Genomic DNA, 20,310 nt, shown 5'->3' on the forward strand with positions numbered 1-20,310 from the left:
TGTTCGTGCAGAGCGTCATCTGGGGCATCAACGCCTTTGACCAGTGGGGCGTGGAGCTGGGCAAAGAGCTGGGCAAGGGTGTGTACCAACGCCTGGTTGGCACCCTGGAAGACAGCGCCGAAGACGGCTCCACCCAGGGGCTGATCGATTACTTCCGGGGTAGGCATCGCGGTTGATCCGTCAGCCAACTTGCTCGGCAGGGGGCTACGCAATAGCCCCCTTCGCTGCCTGGAACGGCTGGCTATGCGCTTTTCAAGCTCATACAAAAACTGGCTAGCGCTTGAACTATGCGGTCACATGCCTTGCCATCGCCATAGGGGTTCTGCGCCACGCTCATTTGACGGTAGGCGCGCTCATCCGTCAGCAACCTGGCCAGCTCCCCGACTATGACGTCAACCTGCGTGCCGACCAGTTTCACGGTCCCCGCCGCTACCGCCTCCGGCCGCTCTGTGGTATCGCGCATCACCAGCACGGGTTTGCCCAGCGCTGGTGCTTCCTCCTGAATACCGCCGGAGTCGGTGAGTATCACGTATGCACGGGTCATCAGATAAACGAACGGCAAGTAGTCCAGCGGCTCGATCAGGTGGATGTTGCTCACGTCCGCCAGCAACCGCGTTACCGGCTCACGTACGTTAGGGTTAAGGTGCACCGGGTACACCATGTCTACCTCAGGGAACTGCCGCGCGGTTTGCACCAGGGCTTGGCAAATGCGGTCAAAGCCATCACCAAAGTTCTCTCGCCGGTGGCCTGTAATCAATACCATCTGCCGATCAGCCGCAAGGTATTGGAACATGTGCTCGAATTGAGCCCTCAGTGTTGGCACCTCAAGTTTGCGCACCACTTGCAGCAAGGCATCGATCACTGTATTGCCGGTGATGAAAACACTGGCGTGGTCGATGCCTTCGCGCAGCAAATTATCGTGCGAGATGGCGGTAGGGGCGAAGTGCAGTGCGGCTAGCGCACCGGTCAGGCGCCGGTTGCCCTCCTCGGGCCAGGGCGAATACAGGTTATGGGTGCGCAGGCCGGCCTCAACGTGGGCGATCGGGATTTGTTGGTAGTACGCCGCCAGGCTGGTGGCAAAGGTGGTGGCCGTGTCGCCGTGCACCAGCACCATGTCGGGCTTGAATTCAGCCAGTATGGGTTTGATGCCATGCAAAATCGCGGTGGTTACGCCAGTCAGGTCCTGGCCGGGTTGCATGATGTTCAAGTCGTACTCGGGGCTGATCTCGAACAGTTTCAGCACCTGGTCGAGCATTTGCCGATGCTGGCCGGTAACGCACACGCGTGACTCGAAGCGGGGGTCGTTAGCAAGCTGAAGGGCCAAGGGGGCCATCTTGATGGCTTCTGGGCGGGTACCGAACACGATGAGGGTCTTGAGAGGCACAGCGGTGGTCCTCTTGCTTGGGTCCTTTAAGCAAACCGGTTTTCCGTGTTGAACAAATCTAGCAGCAGGCCGGCAGGGTGCCAGCCATGCCGAGGAGATTTGCGGGCCGGCGGCAGGTTGCTGAGAGGCGGGCCACGAGCGGCGGGTGCTGTAGGAGAATGGCCAGGTGCAGGTCGGCAGCCCGTATCTGACCAACGAGAATCTGGCTGTAAATTTAGCGAAACGCCTATAAAAAATGGGGCGAGGCTGGTGTGGGCGTGCTGACGGCTTTTTTGGGTAGATGACGTTGAGCCCATTGCAGACAGTTTCTGTAACCATTCTCCACTGTTGGGGGCTGTTTTGCTGCGGGGGCAGGCACTAGGGTTTGTTGCGCAGCCGAAGGAAAACGGCTGCTGGAAAATGACCAACCCAAGGAGTGTTCTTCAATGCGCAACAACGTTCTGTCGTACCTGCTGCTGCCGCTGTTCGCCAGCCTGTCTTTCTCCCTTAGCGCGGCGCCTGCCAGCGCCACGGCGGTGCCCGAGCCGGTACCGGTGGTGGCCCAAATGCCGACCCAGCAGGCGCCACGGCTTGACCTGAACAAGGCTGATGCGCTGACGTTGCAGAAGGAGTTGAACGGGATAGGGAAAGCCAAGGCCGAGGCCATCGTCGCCTACCGTGAGGCTAATGGGCCGTTCGCTTCGGTGGATGAATTGCTGGAGATCAAGGGGATCGGAAACGCGTTGCTGGAGCGTAACCGGGACAAAGTGATGGTGGAGTAAGGGGAGAGCGGGCTGGGGCTTGTCGCCCTGGCCCTCAATCAAGCGCCTGGTGCGTCAGCGGTCTTGGTTGTCCTTTGCGTCCGCTTCGGCATTGCGCTCATGCACCTTGCGCAGTTGCTCGTCAGTCAGTGGCAGTTTTTTTGCCGTATCGCGCAGCATCATCAGCCCGCCGACGATGGAGCCGAGGGCTATGATGAGGATCAGCCAGGCATACCAGGGCATTGTCATACTCCTTAAGCGGGGGGGGGGTGTGCAGTGCTTGTACGAAATTTGAGCATTAACCCGTTCCGTTGGTTCAATTATAGAAGCCAGCCGCCGCTGGGCCAATTCCGTGACCCATGGGCCCCAAAGCCTGCGTCACTTCGTTTACAATGCGCGCCGTTTTCGACTTGCCAAGAGACCCTGCCCATGTCCGCCTGCCAGACGCCCCTGATCGTCGCCCTGGATTACCCTACCCGTGAGGCCGCCCTGAAGCTGGCTGACCAGCTTGACCCCGCGCTGTGCCGGGTGAAGGTTGGCAAGGAGCTGTTCACCAGCAGCGCTTCGGGCATTGTCGAAACCCTGTGCGACAAGGGCTTCGAAGTGTTCCTGGACCTCAAGTTCCACGACATCCCCAACACCACGGCAATGGCTGTAAAAGCTGCTGCCGAGATGGGTGTGTGGATGGTGAACGTGCATTGCTCCGGTGGCCTGCGCATGATGGCCGCCTGCCGTGAAGTGCTGGACAAGCGCAGCGGCCAGCAGCCATTGCTGATTGGCGTGACCGTGCTGACCAGCATGGAGCGCGAAGACCTGGCCGGTATTGGCCTGGATGTCGACCCGCAAGAGCAGGTATTGCGCCTGGCGGCGCTGGCGCAAAAGGCGGGCATGGACGGTTTGGTGTGTTCGGCGCTGGAGGCCCCGGCGTTGAAGGCGGCGCACCCGTCGCTGCAGCTGGTAACCCCGGGCATTCGCCCTGCGGGCAGCGCGCAGGATGACCAGCGCCGTATCCTTACCCCGCGCCAGGCGCTGGATGCGGGTTCGGATTACCTGGTGATCGGCCGACCGATCAGCCAGGCCACAGACCCGGCCCAGGCGCTGGCTGCGGTGGTGGCGCAGATTCGTGGGTAAATAGCCCCCGGTAATGAAAAAGGCCAGCACGCGTGTGCTGGCTTTTTTTTCGGGCTGGATGAGGTGTGATGGCTGGAAGGTCCGGCAGGGCATTTTCTTTGCCTGTGAGATCGAGCGCCGCCCGCGCGGCGCTCGATCTCACAGGCGCTAAACCCCTCAAGGCATGTGCTTTCAGCCCCAAACGCAACTCACAACGTCACACCTTCAGCACCAACTTGCCAAAATTCTCCCCACTGAACAGCTTCAGCAACGTCTCAGGGAACGTCTCCAGCCCCTCCACCACATCCTCCTTGCTCTTCACCTGCCCACTGGCCAGCCAGCCGGCCATCTCCAGCGCGGCCTTGCCGTAGTCCTTGGCATGGTCCATCACCACAAAGCCTTCCATGCGTGCACGGTTCACCAGCAGCGACAGGTAGTTGGCCGGGCCTTTTACCGCTTCCTTGTTGTTGTACTGGCTGATCGCACCGCAAATCACGATGCGGGCCTTGAAGTTGATGCGCGTCAGCACGGCATCGAGGATGTCGCCGCCCACGTTGTCAAAGTAAACGTCCACACCTTTGGGGCATTCGCGCTTCAAGCCGGCCAGCACGTCTTCGGCCTTGTAGTCGATCACCCCGTCAAAGCCCAGTTCATCTTTCAGGTACTGGCACTTCTCGGCCCCGCCGGCAATGCCGACCACGCGGCAGCCTTTGACCTTGGCAATTTGCCCGACAATGCTGCCCACCGCACCGGCAGCGCCGGAGATGACCACGGTTTCGCCGGCCTTGGGTTGGCCAACTTCCAGCAGGGCGAAGTAGGCGGTCATGCCGGTCATGCCCAGTGCCGACAGGTAGCGGGGCAGGGGCGCCAGGTTGGGGTCGATCTTGTGCAGGCCCTGGGGCTCGCCGGTGAAGTAGTCTTGCACGCCAAGGGCGCCACTGACGTGGTCGCCCGGCTTGAACGCCGGGTGGTTGGACGCAACCACTTCGCCCACGCCCAGCGCACGCATGACCTGACCCAGGGCCACGGGGGGGATGTAGGACTTGCCTTCGTTCATCCAGCCGCGCATGGCGGGGTCCAGCGACAGGTACAGGTTGCGCACCAGCACCTGGCCTTCGCCAGGTTGTTCGGCGGGTACGCTTTCGAAGGTGAAGTCGTCACGGCGCACTGCGCCGACCGGGCGTTTGGCAAGCAGGAAGCGGCGGTTGGTCTGGGTCATGGCGGGGTCCTTGTGGGCAATGGAAGATGATAGGTGTTCAATCTACCTTGTTGATGTAGGCAGGTCCCTAACATCACTGACAAGCATGGTAGCTCAACCGTTGGTGTGATGATGCTGCCCGGCCTGGCGGTGTCTGACTATGCTCTGAAACCCACCATCCCCTGAGGAGCACGCAATGAGCATGACCTTTTCCGGCCAGGTAGCGCTGGTCACCGGCGGCGCTGCCGGCATAGGCCGGGCGACGGCCCTGGCGTTCGCCCATGAGGGCCTGAAGGTGGTGGTGGCCGACCTCGACCCGCTGGGTGGCGAGGCGACGGTGGCGCAGATTCACGCCGCAGGTGGCGAGGCCTTGTTCATCGCCTGTGACGTTACCCGCGACGCCGAGGTGCGCCAGTTGCACGAGCGCCTGATCGCTGCATTCGGCCGGCTGGACTATGCCTACAACAACGCCGGCATCGAGATTGAGCAACACCGCCTGGCCGAAGGCAGTGAGGCGGAGTTCGATGCCATCATGGGCGTTAACGTGAAGGGCGTGTGGCTGTGCATGAAGTATCAGCTGCCCTTGCTGCTGGCCCAAGGCGGTGGGGCGATCGTCAATACCGCGTCGGTGGCGGGGCTGGGTGCGGCGCCAAAGATGAGTATTTACAGCGCCTCCAAGCACGCAGTGATAGGCCTGACCAAGTCGGCGGCCATCGAATACGCCAAGAAGGGCATCCGTGTGAATGCCGTGTGCCCGGCGGTAATCGATACCGACATGTTCCGCCGCGCCTACGAGGCAGACCCACGCAAAGCCGAGTTCGCCGCCGCCATGCACCCGGTAGGTCGCATTGGCAAGGTCGAGGAAATTGCCAGCGCCGTGCTGTACCTGTGCAGCGACGGCGCAGCGTTTACCACCGGGCATTGCCTGACGGTGGATGGCGGGGCTACGGCGATCTGAGCCAGGTGCGCACCCATGTCGCCTCTGGGCAGTATTCGCGGGTCGAGGCCCCTAACCGGTATGCAGGGCGACCTCTGCCAAGCTGAAAACGACACGCTCATAGCTATTTGACACTATTCTGACGCCAGGCCCTTGTTCATCGGCGGGCAACGTTGCCACCCTTGGCCTTCGGGATCACCTCGCACGCAGAAGGGGAATCGGCGATGGGCGCGAGCAAGCACGGTGTGCTGGCCAACCTGGGCATGGCCCGCAAACTCGGCCTGGGCTTTGCCTTGGTGCTGGTGCTGACCCTGGCGGTGGCGGCCATCGGCATCGCCGCGCTGGCCAGCGTTGGCCAGCGCTTCGACAGTTTGCGCCAACTGGCACAGTTCAATACCGACCTGCTGCGCTTGCGTCAGCATGAGCAGGCATTTGCCCTGCGCTCCGATATTCAGCAGGCCGAGGCCTTGCGCAGTGGCCTGCAGGGCTTGGCCGAGCGCGCCCGTGGCCTGCCGGCGTTGGTGGCCGCAGAAACTGACCTGGCGGCCTACGGCCAGGCGTTCGAGGCTTTCGTAGCCGCGGTGCAGGCCAAGGAGCTGGCGCTGGACATGGCCAGCTGGTCGGTGTCCAGCGTTGCCAATAACCTTGATGTGCTGCAGGCCGGCCTGGCCGATGACGGCGTCTATACCCTCAAGCAGTCCCAGGGCCAGCAGGGGGGCGAGTTTCTTGAGCAGGCTGCGCAGGTGGCACAGGTATCGCGGCTGATGTTGCAGGCCATGGACGAAGCGCGCGTACGCCTGGAAAAAAGCCGCAAGGGCGAAGAGGGCGTGAGCCAGGCGCGCATTGCCCAGACAGTGGAGGCTGCCAGCCTGGTTGGTCAGTTGCAGGGCACGGTCAGTGATGCCGGCTACCAGAGCGTGCTGGGCGAAGTGGCGGGGCACATTGGCAGCTTCTCGGAAAAACTCAATGAATATACCGACCAGCTGGCCCGTGAGCAGGGGCTCAAAGCCCAGTTGCAGGCCAGTGCTGAGCAGGTCACCGGGAGGGTCGACCAGGCCTACCTGACCCAGCAGCAGGCCCTGCAGGCCGAGCTGCAACGCAATGCTGTGGCCATTGCCTTGGCCACTGCCTTGGCGCTGCTGGTGGGTGTACTGGCTGCCTGGCTGATCACTCGCGCGGTCGTCGGCCCGCTCAAGCATGTCATCGGCCGCGCCCAGCGCATTGCGGCTGGCGAGCTTGGCTTTGACGCCCAGCCACCGCGGCGCGACGAGGTGGGGCAGTTGATGCAGGCCATGCAGCAGATGGCGGCGGGCCTGTCGGGCATTGTCAGTGGGTTGCAGCAAGGTATCGAACAACTGGCTGGCAGCGCCCAGGCGTTGTCGGCCGTGACCGAGCAGACCAACCGTGAGGTGGGCAGCCAGAAGGAGGAAACCGAGCAGGTGGCCACCGCCATGCAGCAGATGACGGCCACTGTGCACGATGTGGCGCGCAATGCCGAGCAAGCGGCGCAGGCCGCCCAGGCGGCGGACGACAAGGTCGGCTCGGGGCAGCAGGTGGTGCGTCAGAGCATGCAGCGCATCGAGCAGTTGGCGTCGGCAGCGGAAACGGCCAGCGCCGGCATCGACAGCCTCAGTGCCGAAATCCACACCATCGGCGACGTGCTCGAAGTGATCAAAAGCGTGGCCGAGCAGACCAACCTGCTGGCGCTGAATGCCGCCATCGAGGCCGCCCGCGCTGGCGAGCAGGGGCGTGGTTTTGCCGTGGTGGCCGATGAGGTGCGTGCGTTGGCGCGGCGTACCCGGCAGTCTACCGAGCAGATCGAGGCACTGGTTGCCAGCCTGCGCGGCAATGCCCAGCAGTCGGTGGCGCAGATCCGTGGCAGCACCGAGCTGGTGCGGTTGGCGGTGGCCGATGCGCTGCACACCGAGAGCGCGTTGGGCAGCATTGCTGCTGCGGTTTCGTTGATCCAGCAGATGAACCAGCAGATTGCTGCGGCGGCCGAGCAGCAGAGCTCGGTGGCGGAAGAGATCAGCCGCAGTGTCACGCAGATTCGCGGCAGTGCGGATCAGGCGGCGCTGGCAATGCAGGACAATGCCCGGTCGAGTGTGGAACTGGCGCAGTTAGGCATTGATTTGAAGGGGATGGTGGGGCATTTCAGGTTGTGATTCAGCAGGCTTTGTGAATACGGTCTTTGTGGGAGCGGCCTTGTGTCGCGAAAGGGCCGCTCCCACATTTACCGCGTTGCAGTCAGGCCTTGCGCGGGTTGAGGATCATCAAGGCCAGCACCCCCGCCACAATCCCCCAGAACGCCGAGCCAATCGAGAACAACGTAAGTCCTGAAGCCGTGACCATGAAGGTAATCACTGCCGCCTCCCGCTCGCGCGCCTCGCTCATGGCCACGGTCAGCCCGTTCATGATCGAGCCGAACAGTGCCAGGGCGGCAATCGACAGCACCAGCTCTTTCGGCAACGCTGCAAACAGCGCCGCCAAGGTCGCCCCGAACACCCCGGCGATGCCGTAGAAAATCCCGCACCATACCGCTGCGGTGTAGCGTTTGCCTGGGTCTTCATGGGCGTGTGGCCCGGTGCAGATCGCCGCGCTGATCGCCGCCAGGTTGACCCCGTGCGAACCGAATGGCGCCAGCAACAGTGAGGCAAAGCCGGTGGCTGAAATCAGCGGCGAGGCCGGTACCTGATAGCCGTCGGCACGCAGCACGGCGACGCCGGGCATGTTCTGCGAGGTCATGGCCACCACGAACAGCGGAATGCCAATGCTGATGGTCGCCGCCAGCGAGAAGCTTGGTGTGGTCCACACCGGCTTGGCCACCTCCAGGTGGAAGCCGCTGAAGTCCAGCAGGCCCAGGGCGCCGGACAATGCCGTGCCCACCAGCAACGCCGCCAGCACGCAGTAACGCGGCGACAGGCGCTTGACCAGCAGGTAGCTGAAGAACATGCCCAGCACCAGCAATGTGCGATGCTGCGCCGCAACAAAAATTTCGCTACCGATCTTGAACAGGATACCCGCCAGCAACGCCGAGGCCAGCGAAGCCGGAATCCGTTTGACCAGGCGCTCGAAGCTGCCGGTGAGGCCGCAGAGGAGTACCAGCACGGCACAGGTGATGTAGGCACCAATGGCCTCGCCATAGCTCACACCGCCCAGGCTGGTGATCAGCAAGGCGGCACCGGGGGTAGACCAGGCAATGGTGATCGGGGTGCGGTAGCGCAGCGACAGGCCGATGCTGCAGACCGCCATGCCGATTGACAGCGCCCAGATCCAAGAGGAGATCTGCGCGGTGGTCAGCCCGGCTGCCTGGCCGGCCTGGAACATCAATACCAGCGAACTGGTATAGCCGGTGAGCATGGCGATGAAGCCGGCGACCACCGCCGACGGGGAAGTGTCTGCCAGGGGCCGCAGGCGTGCGGAAGTGGCATCGGTCATGAACAAAGTCCTTGTAAAGGTGTAAGCAGTTTTTTCAGACTACAGCGAGCAAGATTGATCCTTGCCATACAGCGGCCATTGCTTTTAGCCGTACAGTCGCCAACTATTGGGCGCAATTGCAAAACTGCTTGGAGGGGGAGGGGCGATGTACAAGGTCTATGGCGACTACCAGTCGGGCAACTGCTACAAGGTCAAGCTGATGTTGAGCCTGCTGGGCCGGCCGTATGAATGGCACCCGGTGGACATCCTCAAGGGCGAGACCGAAACGCCTGAGTTTCTGGCGATGAACCCCAACGGCAAGGTGCCCGTGCTGGAGCTGGAAGACGGCAGCTACCTGTGGGAATCCAATGCCATTCTCAACTTCCTGGCCGATGGCAGCGAGTTCCTGCCCAGCGAACCGCGCCTGCGCACGCAGGTGTTGCAGTGGCAGTTCTTCGAGCAGTACAGCCATGAGCCGTACATTGCCGTGGCGCGCTTCATCCAGTTCTACCTGGGGCTGCCGGATGAACGGGTGGATGAGTACCGCAAGCTGCACAAGGGCGGCTACAAGGCACTGAGGGTGATGGAGCGACAGCTGCAGATGACGCCTTACCTGGTGGGTGAGCAGTACTCCATTGCCGATGTGGCGCTGTACGCCTACACCCATGTGGCGCAGCAGGGCGGGTTCGACCTGGCCGATTACCCGGCGGTACAGGCCTGGCTGGAGCGGGTCAGCAGCCACCCGCGGCATGTGCCGATGGTGGGTTGACTGTCAGCCTGTGCCGGCGATAGGGCCGATACAGGATGACTAGACGCTATCAGGCCGAGGCAAAACGCTCATCCAGGTAGGCAACGATGGCCTTGGACTCATACATCCAGGTCACCTTGCCGGCCTCTTCAATGCGCAGGCACGGCACCTTCACCCGGCCGCCACCTTCCTGCAGGGCCTGGCGGTGCACCGGGTCATTCTTTGCATCGCGCAGCGCCACCGGCACATTCAGCCGGTGCAGGGTGCGGCGGGTCTTTACGCAGAACGGGCAGGCATGGAACTGGTACAGCGCCAGGCCCTTGGCCGCTTGCTCGACGCGGGCCTGGGCAGCGGCGTCGCGCTTGCGCTTGGCTGGGCGGCTGATCCAGTCACCGAACACGATGAGCTGGCCGAGGCCAACCCGCAGGGCTTTGACGATCATGGGCAACTCCTGAAATGCAAAAGCCGACCCGGCTGGGTCGGCTTGGGGTCAGCAGCCAATCACTTGATCAGGCTGAGGAACTCGCTGCGGGTGGCGGCGTTGTCGCGGAACTCACCCAGCATCACCGAGGTGATCATGGTCGAGTTCTGCTTTTCGACACCGCGCATCATCATGCACATGTGCTTGGCCTCGACCACCACGGCCACACCGGCGGCACCGGTGACCTGCTGCACGGCTTCGGCGATCTGGCGGCTGAGGTTTTCCTGGATCTGCAGGCGGCGGGCATACATGTCGACGATGCGCGCTACTTTCGACAGGCCCAGTACCTTGCCCTTGGGCAGGTAGGCCACGTGTGCCTTGCCGATGAACGGCAGCATGTGGTGTTCGCACATCGAATACAGCTCGATGTCCCGGACCAGCACCATTTCGCTGTTGTCAGAGCTGAACAGCGCGTTGTTGGTGACTTCTTCCAGTGTTTGCTCATAACCGCGGCAAAGGTACTTCATCGCCTTTGCAGCCCGCTTGGGCGTGTCGAGCAGGCCCTCACGGGAGACGTCCTCGCCAATCTGGCTGAGGATCTCGGTGTAGTTCTGTTCCAGGGACATGGATCTACCTGTGGGAAAAAATCGCAAAAACGAAGGTTACGGCGGTGAGGGCGGCGCTGCAAGCGCGGCGTTACTCGTCGCGGCCTTCGAGCATGGTTCGCTTGAGCATGACATACACCGCGCCGGTGCCGCCGTGGCGGGCGCTGCACGAGGCAAAACCGAGCACTTGCGGGTGCTGGCGCAGCCAGGTGTTGACGTGGCTTTTGATCATCGGGCGCTTGCCGTCCAGACGTGCCGCCTTGCCGTGGGTAACCCTTACGCAGCGCACTTCCAGTCGGGTGGCTTCGGCGATGAAGTCCCACAGGGTTTCGCGGGCCTTTTCCACGGTCATGCCGTGCAGGTCGAGGCTGCCCTCGAACGGGATCTGGCCCAGCTTCAGCTTGCGCAACTGGCCTTCCTGAACGCCGTCGCGGCGCCACATAAGCTCGTCTTCGGCGCCAACGTCGATGACGAACAGGTCGGACATACCGTCGATTACCAAGGCCTTGTCACTGCGCACGGTCGCTGCCTGGCGCAGACCGGCCAGCTTCTGGCGGTCGGCCTTGGGCTTGCCGACTTCGGCGCGGTCGTGGCGGATTGGCTTCACGCCACGCACTTCGGCCTTGAACAGGGAAAAATCGTCGTCTTGCATGATGCCTCCACGTGGGCGGCGTAGTTTACGCGACTGTGGGGCCGTGTGCAGCCTGTGCGGGCCCTATCGCCGGCAAGCCAGCGCCCACAGGTACTGCACAACACTCAGGCCTGTGGTAATCCTGTGAGAGCTGGCTTGCCGGCGATAGGGCCAGTGCAGGATTCAGTCGTGCTTTTTCATCAGGTGCGGCGACAGGTTCAATTCCCGCCCGCGACGCAAGCGAATACGGCTGCGCCGCCAGAAGCGCACCCCCAGCCACAGCAGCAACAAGCCAGCCACGGTGAGGATGCTGGACAGCGGCTTGTTGGTGTTGAGTTCTTGCAGGGCAGGGTAGTTACCCAGCAAACCGGCGACGCCGGCCATGGCCAGCAGCACGCCCAGGGTCGCCAGCAGCGCCGACAGGCCGGCCGCCAGGCGGGCGCCCCAATTGCGCGGCTGGCGCGGGCGCAGGCGCTTGGCGTCGAAACTGCCTTTAAGCTTCATTCCGCTCTCCTCTGTGGATATCCGGAATTCGACCTGCCGCCGCCCATCGGGTTCCGCCCGGCTGCCGGGCGGTAGTGCCTAGCCGCTCAGATCAGGCTGGCGGTGGGGGCCACGCAAGCGAAGTTGTCAGCCATCACGGCCATTTCGCACTGGTGAATCTGCGCGGCCGGGATGACGCCATCCTTGAAGGCCAGGTCACGGGTTGCCGAGGCGTCTTCCACCAGGGTGCACCGGTAACCATAGTCCTTGGCGCGGCGCACGGTGGTGCTGACGCTGGAATGGCTCATGAAACCACAGACGATCAGGTCCAGGTGGCCCAGCGCCTGCAGCGTTTCGTGCAGTTGGGTGTTCTTGAATGCGTTGGGCATGCGTTTTTCGATGACGATTTCGCCTTCGAGCGGCTCCAGCCCCGGAATGAACTGGCCGGCAGGCCCCTGTGGGTCGAAGCGGCCACCGACAGTGCCCAGGTGGCGAACATGGATGATCGGACGGCCGCTTTTACGGGCGGCGTCGAGCAACCTGGCGATGTTGGCCACGGCCTCGTCCATGCCCGACAGCTGCAGGGGCCCACTGAGGTACTCCTTTTGTGCATCGATGATGATCAGGCTGGCGTGGCTCAGCTTGGCCGGCGGGTAGTCGCGGCCAGTGAGGCGGAACATCGTGGTTGGAACGGACATCAAGGGCTCCTTGGAAGGGCTTTTGTATACCTATTGTCCCCTGCCTTGACGCCAATGGGAATGGTTGACAACGCAAGCGGCGTGGTTACTGGCCTCTGGCTAGCCACTGGTCACGGCAAACGAACAAATGTGCGGGTGGGGCTGTTAGACTTTTGGCCGGTCTGAAATAGGAGTACCCCGTGATCACATCCCGTCTGCGCACGCTGCGCGACTACATCCGCTGGGCGGTCAGCCGCTTCCACGAGCACGACCTGTTCTTCGGCCACGGTGCCGACAACGCTTGGGACGAGGCCCGCATGCTGGTGCTGGGTGCTGTGCACCTGCCATGGGAGGTGGCCGACAGCTACCTGGACTGCATGCTCGAGGACGACGAGCGGGTACGCCTGCAGCATTTGCTCAAACGCCGGATCGAAGAGCGGGTGCCGGCTGCCTACCTGTTGGGCGAAGCGTGGTTCTGCGGCATGGCGTTCATCGTTGACGAGCGCGTGCTGGTGCCGCGCTCGCCCATTGGCGAGCTGATCGAAAAACGCTTCGAACCGTGGCTGGCGAGCGAGCCGGCACGCATTCTTGACCTGTGCACGGGGTCGGGCTGTATTGGTATCGTCGCCGCCGACGTGTTCCCCGAGGCAGAGGTGGTGCTGGCCGACCTGTCGTTCGAGGCCCTTGAAGTGGCCAACCAGAATATCGAGCGCCATGGCCTGGACGGCCGCGTGTATACCGTGCAGGGCGATGGTTTTGGCGGCTTGCCGGGGCAGCGTTTCGACCTGATCCTGTCCAACCCGCCGTACGTCGATGCCGAAGACTTCGACGACATGCCGGCCGAGTATCACCACGAGCCCGAACTGGGCCTGGCCTGCGGCAACGACGGCCTGGACCTGGTACGGCGCATGCTGGCCGAAGCGGCAGACCACCTGACCGACAAGGGCCTGCTGATTGTTGAAGTGGGCAACAGCCAGGTGCATGTCGAGGCGTTGTACCCAGAAGTGGACTTTGCCTGGCTGGAGTTCGAGCGTGGCGGGCATGGGGTGTTCATGCTCACCGCCGAGCAGTGCCGCCAGCATCAGGAGTTGTTCAAAGCCCGCGTTTAGGCTATTTGGGGCTGCTTTGCAGCCCATCGCGACACAAGGCCGCTCCCACAGATTGATCGCGATACCTTGTGGGAGCGGCCTTGTGTCGCGATGGGCCGCAAAGCGGCCCTAATATCCACCCGCTGGCGCGGTGTCAGCGGGTTGCTATCCAGATCAACAACCCCGCCTGAAACACCGCAAACGCCACCAGGCAGGTGATGGTAAAGCGCAGCCCGCTGTCCTCGCGGTGGTACTTGGCCACCCGTTCATCGCGCTCGCGCAGTTGCCCCTCCATCTCTTGCAACTGCTGGTCCGCCTGCTGCAGCAGGTTGGCGGCGTCCAGAATCTCCACTCGCTGCAGGCGCTCGTTGCTCCAGGCGGCCTTCAGCTGGCCTACGGTCATGTCCACGGTCCGGCCCTTCAGGTGCTGGCCGTCCTCGTACTCCACTTCGATCCCCACCCCGCGCAAGCATTGGTCACGGCGCAGGCGTGAGTCCTCGCTCAGGGCATCCTTGCTCGGCAGCGCCATGCCTGGCACCCGGTAGTGCGGCCACTTGCGCTGCAGCCATTGCGCGGCCTGGGCGAGCATGAAGCGGCCAATGCCACGGTTTACCGGTTCCAGTTGCAGGCCGTGTTCACTGCCAATGCGCACAAGGCGCTCGGTATGGTCGACGCGGATGTCCAGGCGGTTCTGCTCTTTGTGCACCTTTTGCCCAGGCAGCTGGATTTCCATGCGTAGCAAGCTGTGGGCCTTGTCGTGGCGCTCGGCATAGCCGAACTGCACAAAGCGTAGCGGCCGTGCGCCGGTGCTGCGGTCGGTGGGCAGCGCGGCCAGGCGCAGCAGCTGGAAGTGTTCTGTGGCCAGTTCTGCCCAAGGCAGGGCAGGGTTTTCCTGGGATTCTTCGGCCGGCTCTGCGGCGGCGGGGGCGGTAGTCATCAGGCTTGTCCTCGGCTATGCCTGCTGTATCGGCAGGCTTGCCGCGGACCTGAGCTCGTTTACCTCATGCCGAAGGCAAATGCTGGATGAACGTCACAATTCGCTCACCCAGCTCGCGCGCCAGCGGCAGCTCGGGGTTGAGGTAGCTGTCGCGCTGCTGGCTCATGTCCCTGGGGCTGATGCGCAGCATGTGGTTCATGCCGTCGATCAGCACAAGCTGCGCATCCGGCTTGGCCGCCTTGAGCCGTTCGGCGTCGGCCACGTCCACCTGCACGTCGTTGCGCCCCTGCACGATCAATGCGGGCATGGGCAGGCGGGCAAAGGCTGCCGCCGGGTTCTGCTGGAACAGCGAGATCAGGTAGGGCTGAACGCTGGGGCGGAACACCTGGCGCAGCGGCGCGGGTACTTCCAGGCTGGTTTGCCCGGCCTGCAGGCGGTCGAGCAGGGCGCTGCCACTGGCCAGTTGCGCCGGTGGCAGCCGCTTGGCCAGTTGCTCGCGCAGCACGTCGGCCAGCGGCCGGCCACTGCCGGCCAGGGTGATCACCGCACTGGCGCCGGCCTGTTCTGCGGCCAGGCTTGCGATCAGCGCACCTTCGCTATGCCCAACCAGGATCAGCGGGCCGAAGCGCGGGTCAGCCTTGAGCTTGTGGCTCCAGGCGACCACATCGGCCACGTAGCGCTCCACGCTGAGGTTGCGCTCATCAGGCGTGGCCGGCTGGCTGGCAGCCACTCCACGCTTGTCGTAGCGCACGCTTGCAATGTGCTCGTTGGCCAGTAGCAAAGCCAGGCGTTTGAGGTTGTCGACCCGGCCCGACGCCGGGTTGTTGCCGTCGCGGTCGGTGGGGCCGGAGCCGGCGATAATCAGTACCACCGGCGGCGGGGAGGCCTGTTGCGGCAGCAGCAGGCTGCCGTGCAGCACGCCTTGGCCGGTGTCCAGGTCGATCGGGCGTTGCAGCACGGTGGGGGCAGCGGCCTGGGCCAGGCCGGTGCACAGCAGTAAGAGCAAGGCGACGAGGCGCGACATCATGCGGTACTACATGGGGAGATGCAGCTTTGACCCAATGTTTGCGGGAAGGTTCTCGGGTAGTGTGTTGCAGGATCGGCCCCATCGCTGGCTTGCCGGCGATAGGGCCAGTACAGACAACCAATCCATCTGTATACTGCCGCTTTCGTCCATTTCAGGCAGAACTCGCGGAGCGCCCATGTCCGGCAATACCTACGGCAAGCTGTTCACTGTCACCACCGCTGGCGAAAGCCATGGCCCGGCGTTGGTCGCCATTGTCGATGGATGCCCACCGGGCCTTGAAATTTCCCTGGCCGACCTGCAGCACGACCTCGACCGGCGCAAGCCTGGCACCAGCCGGCACACCACCCAGCGCCAGGAAGCCGATGAGGTGGAAATCCTCTCCGGCGTGTTCGAAGGCCGCACCACTGGCTGCTCGATCGGCTTGCTGATCCGCAACACCGACCAGAAGTCCAAGGACTACTCGGCCATCAAGGACCTGTTCCGCCCGGCCCACGCCGACTACACCTACCACCACAAATACGGTATCCGCGACTATCGCGGCGGTGGCCGCAGTTCGGCCCGCGAAACCGCCATGCGCGTGGCTGCTGGTGCCATCGCCAAGAAGTACCTGGCCACCCAGGGCATCACCGTACGTGGCTACATGAGCCAGCTGGGTCCGATTGAAATCCCGTTCAAGACCTGGGAATCGGTGGAGCAGAACGCCTTCTTCAGCCCCGACCCGGACAAGGTGCCGGAGCTGGAGGCCTACATGGACCAACTGCGCCGTGACCAGGACTCTGTAGGTGCCAAGATCACCGTGGTCGCCGAGGGTGTGATGCCTGGCCTGGGCGAGCCGATCTTCGACCGCCTCGATGCCGAGCTGGCCCATGCGCTGATGAGCATCAACGCGGTCAAAGGCGTGGAAATCGGCGCCGGCTTCGCCAGCGTGGCCCAGCGCGGTACCGAGCACCGTGACGAGCTGACCCCGCAAGGCTTCCTCAGCAATAACGCAGGTGGCATCCTGGGCGGCATTTCCTCGGGCCAGCCGATCGTTGCCCACCTGGCGCTGAAGCCGACTTCCAGCATCACCACCCCGGGTCGCTCGATCGACATCGACGGCAACCCGGTGGACGTCATCACCAAAGGCCGCCACGACCCGTGCGTGGGCATCCGCGCCACGCCGATCGCCGAGGCGATGATGGCCATCGCGCTGATGGACCACCTGCTGCGCCACCGCGCGCAGAATGCCGATGTGAAGGTAACCACCCCGGTGCTGGGCCAGCTCTGACCGTGTTGCTTGCGCCGGCCCGCTCTTTGCAGCAGCAGCCTCGTGCTGCGAAAGGGCCGGTGCAGCTAGCACACATCTCTATGGCGACATCGGCCCTTTCGCAGCACAAGGCTGCGCCTACAGGGTGGTGCCGGTTCAGACGGTAAATCCATGCAACCCATCCCCTACTGGCGCCTGTCCAGCTTCTACCTGTTCTACTTCGCCCTGCTAGGCTCCACCGCCCCCTTCCTGGCCCTGTACTTCGACCACCTGGGCTTCTCCCCGGCGCGTATCGGCGAGCTGGTGGCCATTCCCATGCTGATGCGCTGCATCGCCCCCAACCTGTGGGGCTGGCTGGGCGACCGTACCGGCCAGCGCTTGTTGATCGTGCGCCTGGGCGCGTTGTCCACCCTGGCCACCTTCGCCCTGATCTTCTTCGGCAAAAGCTACGCGTGGCTGGCGCTGGTGATGGCCCTGCACGCGTTCTTCTGGCACGCGGTGCTGCCGCAGTTCGAGGTCATCACCCTGGCCCACCTGCACGGGCAAACGTCGCGCTACAGCCAGGTGCGCCTGTGGGGCTCTATCGGCTTCATCCTCACGGTGGTTGGCCTGGGCCGCCTGTTCGAATGGCTGAGCCTGGACATCTACCCGGTGGCCCTGGTCACGATCATGGCCGGTATTGTCGCTGCCAGCCTGTGGGTGCCAAACGCCCAGCCGGTGGAGCAGGGCGAGCGCAAAGGCGCCGGCGGCTTCCTGCAGCAGTTGCGGGCCCCGGGGGTGGTCGCGTTCTACGCCTGCGTGGCGCTGATGCAGCTCAGCCATGGGCCGTACTACACCTTCCTTACCCTGCACCTGGAGCACCTGGGTTACAGCCGCAGTGCCATCGGCCTGCTGTGGGCGCTGGGGGTGGTGGCCGAAGTGCTGATGTTCATGGTGATGAGCCGGCTATTTGCGCGCTTCAGTGTGCAACGCGTTTTGCTGGTCAGCTTTTTGCTGGCGGCTTTGCGCTGGTTGCTGCTGGGCAACCTGGCCGAGGCACCGGCCGTGCTGATCTTCGCCCAGCTGCTGCACGCGGCCACCTTCGGTTGCTTTCACGCTGCCAGCATCGCGTTCGTCCAGGCCAGTTTCGGCGCCCGCCAGCAGGGCCAGGGCCAGGCGTTGTACGCGGCGCTGTCGGGCACCGGCGGTGCACTAGGGGCATTATATTCGGGCTACAGCTGGAAACTGCTGGGCCCCACCTTCACCTTTGGTATGGCCAGTGCCGCAGCCTTGGCTGCAGCCGTTATCATTGCCCTTTGTTCGCAACCGACCAGGACCCGCCCCTGATGAGCATTCTCAGCGTTTTTCACCCCGCCAGCCCGGAACTGCCGAACAAGGTGTTGACCCACCACGACGATATCGCCGCGACCCTTGCCGAGCAGGGCGTGCATTTTTCCCATTGCGAGCCTGGCCTGCGGGTGCGGCCTGGCACGGCCGACGGTGAGGCACTGGAGCTCAGCCGTGAGTATCTGGACCAGTTGATGACTGCACACGGCAGCAAAGCCTACGTGTTGTTGAACCGTGACGGTGAAGACGCGCTGCAAGTCGATGTGCGCGATGAGCATGTGCATGATGCCGACGAGGTGTTTGCCGTGGTCAGCGGGCGGGCGCAGGTTGGCCTGCGGCTGGGCGACTGGGTGTATTCGGTGCTGTGCGAGAAGGGTGACCAGCTGGTAGTGCCGGCGGGAACACGGCGCTGGGTAGAGCTGGGCGCGACGCCTTTTTGCCTGGCGTTGCGTTTGTATGGCAGCGAGCAGGGCGCGCAAGCGCGATTCACCGGAGATGTGACTGCGCGGGCGTTCATGGGGATTGACGAGCTTTAATTGCTGGGTAGGCCCTATCGCCGGCAAGCCAGCTCCCACAGGTTATGCGCAGGCCTTGAGGCCGACGTGGTCAATGTGGGGGCTGGCTTGCCGGCGATGGGGCCACTAGCAACACCACCAAGCTCAGCGATAGGTCGGCAGGGCAAACCGTTGCTGGCTCTGCAGCATGGTAATCACTGGCAACTCGCTGGCCTGTTCAGCCAGGTCACGGCGGATGGCGCTGATCGCCCAGGACAGTTGCTCTGCGTTGTGCAGCTGCGCATAGGTCAGCACCCGGCGGGTGACTTTGTTGTCAGCGGCACGCAGGGTCAACAGTACGCCGCCATCAGGGCGTGCCTGGGTGGTCACCTGATAGGCCGAAAATACCGAGACGAACTTTTGCTGGATGAGGTCCATATCAACTCCTGGCTAGTGTGGCAGACATGAGTTGATGATTGCAGCGACCGTGCCAGAACTTGATTTCAGAAAAAACCCAGTAAAAACAGTCACTTAATAGGTATTTGAAGAAGCGGTGCCGTGCAGGTTGCATGGTCGTGCATTTTGCACAGTGCATTTTGCACGGGTCCGGCTTTAGCTATTGGCCCTATAGAATCTGAACCTTTGACCACAATGGCGTGCCTGACAAACACTTGGGCAATCATTTATGCCAGGAGGTTCCCGATGTCCAGCCACACCGCGCCAGCCACAATGACCGACGACGAAACTGCTGCGTTCGCCGAGCAAGTGTTCGAACGTGCCCGCCAGGGGGATGCTGAAATGCTTGGTCGCCTGCTTGCCAGCGGCCTGCCGGCCAACCTGCGTAACCACAAAGGCGATACCCTGCTGATGCTGGCCAGCTACCACGGCCACCACGACGCGGTGCGCGTGCTCCTGGTGCAGGGCGCCGACCCGCTGATTGCCAACGACAACGGCCAGTTGCCGATTGCCGGTGCCGCGTTCAAGGGGGATTTGGCGATGATCCGCCTGCTGCTGGAGCACGGCGTGCCAGTCGATGCCGCGGCGCAGGACGGCCGCACCGCATTAATGCTGGCGGCCATGTTCAACCGCAGCGAAATCCTCGAGTACCTGTTGGCCCAAGGCGCCGACCCGACTCGCCAGGATGCCCGCGGCGCCACCGCGCTGATGGCCGCGCAAACCATGGGCGCGGTGGACACAGCCGCACGCTTGCAAACGCTGGCCGGCTAACCGCCCGGGGGCATTTGCGGCTATCCTTGGCGACTTTTCACCCGTCGCAGGCCCCCTTTCATGAAAACTCAGTTGCTCGAATTCATCAGCCTCATTGGCGCCGGCTGCATGCGTGAGGCCGACATCGAGCGCATCGCCGACGAGGCCGCCCAGGCCTACGCCGACCCGGCCGCTTTCCTGGCCGCCAACCCCGACATCAACTACGACGACAGCTTCCCCATCCCGCTGGGCGAATGGGTGGTGCTGGGCAGCTTGCCGGACACCGTAGTGTTCCAGGCTGACAGCTATCAGGACCTGTTCCAGCAGATCAGCGACTCGTTCGACAGCAGCGTGCCGTTCACCCTCAAGCCCAAGCAACTGGCCCGCACCGAGCCACTGACCGCGCTCAACCGCATTCAGGTGCAGATGGGCGCACTGAACAAAGAAGCCGGTGGTTATGTGTTGCTGAACTTCAGCCAGTTGCTGGATGACGAGCTGCAGGTGGTGATGGTGGGGCAGAACGACCTGGCGCGCGTGCTGGAACTGGGTGCAGCGCTGGGCATCAAGGTCGAGCCGGCCCTGGAAGCCCTGAAAGTCGCCGTGCACATCTGATTTCGTCGTTTGCCTCTTCGCGG

At 63.3% G+C, this 20,310-nt stretch carries 23 protein-coding genes and 2 pseudogenes; 13 read left to right on the forward strand and 12 right to left on the reverse strand.

Features of this window, described 5'->3' with window-relative positions; all coding sequences use genetic code 11:
* Positions 1–176: pseudogene (locus CKW35_RS25670) on the forward strand (glucose-6-phosphate isomerase); the annotation flags it as partial.
* A 65-nt stretch (positions 177–241) separates the two neighbouring features.
* Here the strand turns inward: CKW35_RS25670 and wecB are convergent.
* Positions 242–1,384, reverse strand: a complete 1,143-nt coding sequence (gene wecB, locus CKW35_RS25675) for a non-hydrolyzing UDP-N-acetylglucosamine 2-epimerase (protein WP_016485400.1) — start codon at positions 1,382–1,384, stop codon at positions 242–244.
* 425 nt (positions 1,385–1,809) lie between these two features.
* Between wecB and CKW35_RS25680 the strand changes: the two genes are divergently transcribed.
* A complete protein-coding gene (locus CKW35_RS25680; protein ID WP_016485401.1) occupies positions 1,810–2,145 on the forward strand; it encodes a ComEA family DNA-binding protein in 336 nt (111 codons plus the stop codon).
* A gap of 54 nt (positions 2,146–2,199) precedes the next feature.
* On the opposite strand, the gene CKW35_RS25685 is transcribed toward CKW35_RS25680, so the two are convergent.
* Complete coding sequence (locus CKW35_RS25685) at positions 2,200–2,367, reverse strand: DUF2897 family protein (RefSeq protein ID WP_016485402.1); 168 nt, start codon at positions 2,365–2,367, stop codon at positions 2,200–2,202.
* 186 nt (positions 2,368–2,553) lie between these two features.
* On the opposite strand from CKW35_RS25685, the gene pyrF reads away from it, so the two are divergent.
* Entirely contained in the window at positions 2,554–3,255 is a 702-nt protein-coding gene (pyrF, locus tag CKW35_RS25690; RefSeq protein WP_016485403.1) for an orotidine-5'-phosphate decarboxylase, read from the forward strand.
* Between the two features lie 196 nt (positions 3,256–3,451).
* Here the strand turns inward: pyrF and CKW35_RS25695 are convergent, their stop codons facing one another.
* Complete coding sequence (locus CKW35_RS25695; RefSeq protein WP_023047774.1) at positions 3,452–4,453, reverse strand: NADP-dependent oxidoreductase; 1,002 nt, start codon at positions 4,451–4,453, stop codon at positions 3,452–3,454.
* Between the two features lie 175 nt (positions 4,454–4,628).
* On the opposite strand from CKW35_RS25695, the gene CKW35_RS25700 reads away from it, so the two are divergent.
* The 3 genes and pseudogenes from CKW35_RS25700 to CKW35_RS28990 all read left to right on the forward strand — a co-directional run bounded on the left by CKW35_RS25700 (position 4,629) and on the right by CKW35_RS28990 (position 7,534).
* Positions 4,629–5,390, forward strand: a complete 762-nt coding sequence (locus tag CKW35_RS25700; RefSeq protein WP_016485405.1) for an SDR family oxidoreductase — start codon at positions 4,629–4,631, stop codon at positions 5,388–5,390.
* Positions 5,391–6,145: 755 nt separating this feature from the next.
* Positions 6,146–6,625: pseudogene (locus CKW35_RS28985) on the forward strand (methyl-accepting chemotaxis protein); the annotation flags it as partial.
* 204 nt (positions 6,626–6,829) lie between these two features.
* Complete coding sequence (locus CKW35_RS28990) at positions 6,830–7,534, forward strand: methyl-accepting chemotaxis protein (RefSeq protein WP_371855235.1); 705 nt, start codon at positions 6,830–6,832, stop codon at positions 7,532–7,534.
* An 82-nt stretch (positions 7,535–7,616) separates the two neighbouring features.
* On the opposite strand, the gene CKW35_RS25710 is transcribed toward CKW35_RS28990, so the two are convergent.
* On the reverse strand, positions 7,617–8,807 hold the full coding sequence (locus CKW35_RS25710; protein WP_016485407.1) for a benzoate/H(+) symporter BenE family transporter: 1,191 nt from the start codon (positions 8,805–8,807) through the stop codon (positions 7,617–7,619).
* 145 nt (positions 8,808–8,952) lie between these two features.
* Between CKW35_RS25710 and CKW35_RS25715 the strand changes: the two genes are divergently transcribed.
* Complete coding sequence (locus tag CKW35_RS25715) at positions 8,953–9,555, forward strand: glutathione S-transferase family protein (protein WP_016485408.1); 603 nt, start codon at positions 8,953–8,955, stop codon at positions 9,553–9,555.
* 49 nt (positions 9,556–9,604) lie between these two features.
* Here the strand turns inward: CKW35_RS25715 and CKW35_RS25720 are convergent, their stop codons facing one another.
* From CKW35_RS25720 to CKW35_RS25740, 5 genes are all read right to left on the reverse strand, one after another.
* Complete coding sequence (locus CKW35_RS25720) at positions 9,605–9,976, reverse strand: glutaredoxin (protein ID WP_016485409.1); 372 nt, start codon at positions 9,974–9,976, stop codon at positions 9,605–9,607.
* Between the two features lie 59 nt (positions 9,977–10,035).
* Positions 10,036–10,581, reverse strand: a complete 546-nt coding sequence (gene folE, locus CKW35_RS25725) for a GTP cyclohydrolase I FolE (RefSeq protein ID WP_003252789.1) — start codon at positions 10,579–10,581, stop codon at positions 10,036–10,038.
* Between the two features lie 70 nt (positions 10,582–10,651).
* Positions 10,652–11,212: a Smr/MutS family protein gene (locus tag CKW35_RS25730; protein WP_060518466.1), complete on the reverse strand. Its 561-nt coding sequence runs from the start codon at positions 11,210–11,212 to the stop codon at positions 10,652–10,654.
* Between the two features lie 162 nt (positions 11,213–11,374).
* Positions 11,375–11,695, reverse strand: a complete 321-nt coding sequence (locus CKW35_RS25735; RefSeq protein ID WP_016485411.1) for a hypothetical protein — start codon at positions 11,693–11,695, stop codon at positions 11,375–11,377.
* Between the two features lie 86 nt (positions 11,696–11,781).
* Positions 11,782–12,372, reverse strand: coding sequence for a cysteine hydrolase family protein (locus CKW35_RS25740; RefSeq protein ID WP_012271080.1), 591 nt, complete (start codon positions 12,370–12,372; stop codon positions 11,782–11,784).
* Between the two features lie 179 nt (positions 12,373–12,551).
* On the opposite strand from CKW35_RS25740, the gene prmB reads away from it, so the two are divergent.
* On the forward strand, positions 12,552–13,460 hold the full coding sequence (prmB, locus tag CKW35_RS25745; protein ID WP_016485412.1) for a 50S ribosomal protein L3 N(5)-glutamine methyltransferase: 909 nt from the start codon (positions 12,552–12,554) through the stop codon (positions 13,458–13,460).
* A 133-nt stretch (positions 13,461–13,593) separates the two neighbouring features.
* Here the strand turns inward: prmB and CKW35_RS25750 are convergent, their stop codons facing one another.
* Entirely contained in the window at positions 13,594–14,376 is a 783-nt protein-coding gene (locus CKW35_RS25750; RefSeq protein ID WP_016485413.1) for a hypothetical protein, read from the reverse strand.
* Between the two features lie 64 nt (positions 14,377–14,440).
* Entirely contained in the window at positions 14,441–15,403 is a 963-nt protein-coding gene (locus CKW35_RS25755) for an alpha/beta hydrolase (protein WP_016485414.1), read from the reverse strand.
* Between the two features lie 175 nt (positions 15,404–15,578).
* On the opposite strand from CKW35_RS25755, the gene aroC reads away from it, so the two are divergent.
* From aroC to CKW35_RS25770, 3 genes are all read left to right on the forward strand, one after another.
* Positions 15,579–16,670 carry a chorismate synthase gene (gene aroC, locus CKW35_RS25760; RefSeq protein WP_016485415.1) on the forward strand — a complete coding sequence of 364 codons (1,092 nt, stop codon included), beginning with the start codon at positions 15,579–15,581 and terminating at the stop codon, positions 16,668–16,670.
* Between the two features lie 150 nt (positions 16,671–16,820).
* Positions 16,821–17,975, forward strand: coding sequence for an MFS transporter (locus tag CKW35_RS25765; RefSeq protein WP_016485416.1), 1,155 nt, complete (start codon positions 16,821–16,823; stop codon positions 17,973–17,975).
* Positions 17,975–18,511, forward strand: a complete 537-nt coding sequence (locus tag CKW35_RS25770) for an oxidase (RefSeq protein WP_016485417.1) — start codon at positions 17,975–17,977, stop codon at positions 18,509–18,511. The genes CKW35_RS25765 and CKW35_RS25770 overlap by 1 nt, the downstream gene beginning before the upstream one ends.
* Before the next feature lie 123 nt (positions 18,512–18,634).
* On the opposite strand, the gene CKW35_RS25775 is transcribed toward CKW35_RS25770, so the two are convergent.
* Entirely contained in the window at positions 18,635–18,907 is a 273-nt protein-coding gene (locus CKW35_RS25775) for a DUF3509 domain-containing protein (RefSeq protein WP_016485418.1), read from the reverse strand.
* A 264-nt stretch (positions 18,908–19,171) separates the two neighbouring features.
* Between CKW35_RS25775 and CKW35_RS25785 the strand changes: the two genes are divergently transcribed.
* A complete protein-coding gene (locus CKW35_RS25785; RefSeq protein WP_095117182.1) occupies positions 19,172–19,696 on the forward strand; it encodes an ankyrin repeat domain-containing protein in 525 nt (174 codons plus the stop codon).
* Between the two features lie 60 nt (positions 19,697–19,756).
* Positions 19,757–20,287 (forward strand): hypothetical protein, encoded by a 531-nt coding sequence (locus CKW35_RS25790; protein WP_016485420.1) that lies wholly within the window; start codon positions 19,757–19,759, stop codon positions 20,285–20,287.
* Positions 20,288–20,310 lie beyond the last annotated feature (23 nt).

Origin of the sequence: Pseudomonas sp. Irchel 3F3, from assembly GCF_900187545.1 — a bacterium.
In the GTDB taxonomy this organism is placed as follows: Bacteria; Pseudomonadota; Gammaproteobacteria; order Pseudomonadales; family Pseudomonadaceae; genus Aquipseudomonas; species Aquipseudomonas fortuita.

What these genes read in the sequence shown, in the direction of transcription:
- CKW35_RS25680 (WP_016485401.1), top strand. Translation starts at nt 1,810, where the DNA reads ATGCGCAACAACGTTCTGTCGTACCTGCTGCTGCCGCTGTTCGCCAGC.
- CKW35_RS25685 (WP_016485402.1), bottom strand. Translation starts at nt 2,367, where the DNA reads ATGCCCTGGTATGCCTGGCTGATCCTCATCATAGCCCTCGGCTCCATC.
- pyrF (WP_016485403.1), top strand. Translation starts at nt 2,554, where the DNA reads ATGTCCGCCTGCCAGACGCCCCTGATCGTCGCCCTGGATTACCCTACC.
- CKW35_RS25695 (WP_023047774.1), bottom strand. Translation starts at nt 4,453, where the DNA reads ATGACCCAGACCAACCGCCGCTTCCTGCTTGCCAAACGCCCGGTCGGC.
- CKW35_RS25700 (WP_016485405.1), top strand. Translation starts at nt 4,629, where the DNA reads ATGAGCATGACCTTTTCCGGCCAGGTAGCGCTGGTCACCGGCGGCGCT.
- CKW35_RS28990 (WP_371855235.1), top strand. Translation starts at nt 6,830, where the DNA reads ATGACGGCCACTGTGCACGATGTGGCGCGCAATGCCGAGCAAGCGGCG.
- CKW35_RS25710 (WP_016485407.1), bottom strand. Translation starts at nt 8,807, where the DNA reads ATGACCGATGCCACTTCCGCACGCCTGCGGCCCCTGGCAGACACTTCC.
- CKW35_RS25715 (WP_016485408.1), top strand. Translation starts at nt 8,953, where the DNA reads ATGTACAAGGTCTATGGCGACTACCAGTCGGGCAACTGCTACAAGGTC.
- CKW35_RS25720 (WP_016485409.1), bottom strand. Translation starts at nt 9,976, where the DNA reads ATGATCGTCAAAGCCCTGCGGGTTGGCCTCGGCCAGCTCATCGTGTTC.
- folE (WP_003252789.1), bottom strand. Translation starts at nt 10,581, where the DNA reads ATGTCCCTGGAACAGAACTACACCGAGATCCTCAGCCAGATTGGCGAG.
- CKW35_RS25730 (WP_060518466.1), bottom strand. Translation starts at nt 11,212, where the DNA reads ATGCAAGACGACGATTTTTCCCTGTTCAAGGCCGAAGTGCGTGGCGTG.
- CKW35_RS25735 (WP_016485411.1), bottom strand. Translation starts at nt 11,695, where the DNA reads ATGAAGCTTAAAGGCAGTTTCGACGCCAAGCGCCTGCGCCCGCGCCAG.
- CKW35_RS25740 (WP_012271080.1), bottom strand. Translation starts at nt 12,372, where the DNA reads ATGTCCGTTCCAACCACGATGTTCCGCCTCACTGGCCGCGACTACCCG.
- CKW35_RS25750 (WP_016485413.1), bottom strand. Translation starts at nt 14,376, where the DNA reads ATGACTACCGCCCCCGCCGCCGCAGAGCCGGCCGAAGAATCCCAGGAA.
- CKW35_RS25755 (WP_016485414.1), bottom strand. Translation starts at nt 15,403, where the DNA reads ATGATGTCGCGCCTCGTCGCCTTGCTCTTACTGCTGTGCACCGGCCTG.
- aroC (WP_016485415.1), top strand. Translation starts at nt 15,579, where the DNA reads ATGTCCGGCAATACCTACGGCAAGCTGTTCACTGTCACCACCGCTGGC.
- CKW35_RS25765 (WP_016485416.1), top strand. Translation starts at nt 16,821, where the DNA reads ATGCAACCCATCCCCTACTGGCGCCTGTCCAGCTTCTACCTGTTCTAC.
- CKW35_RS25770 (WP_016485417.1), top strand. Translation starts at nt 17,975, where the DNA reads ATGAGCATTCTCAGCGTTTTTCACCCCGCCAGCCCGGAACTGCCGAAC.
- CKW35_RS25775 (WP_016485418.1), bottom strand. Translation starts at nt 18,907, where the DNA reads ATGGACCTCATCCAGCAAAAGTTCGTCTCGGTATTTTCGGCCTATCAG.
- CKW35_RS25785 (WP_095117182.1), top strand. Translation starts at nt 19,172, where the DNA reads ATGTCCAGCCACACCGCGCCAGCCACAATGACCGACGACGAAACTGCT.
- CKW35_RS25790 (WP_016485420.1), top strand. Translation starts at nt 19,757, where the DNA reads ATGAAAACTCAGTTGCTCGAATTCATCAGCCTCATTGGCGCCGGCTGC.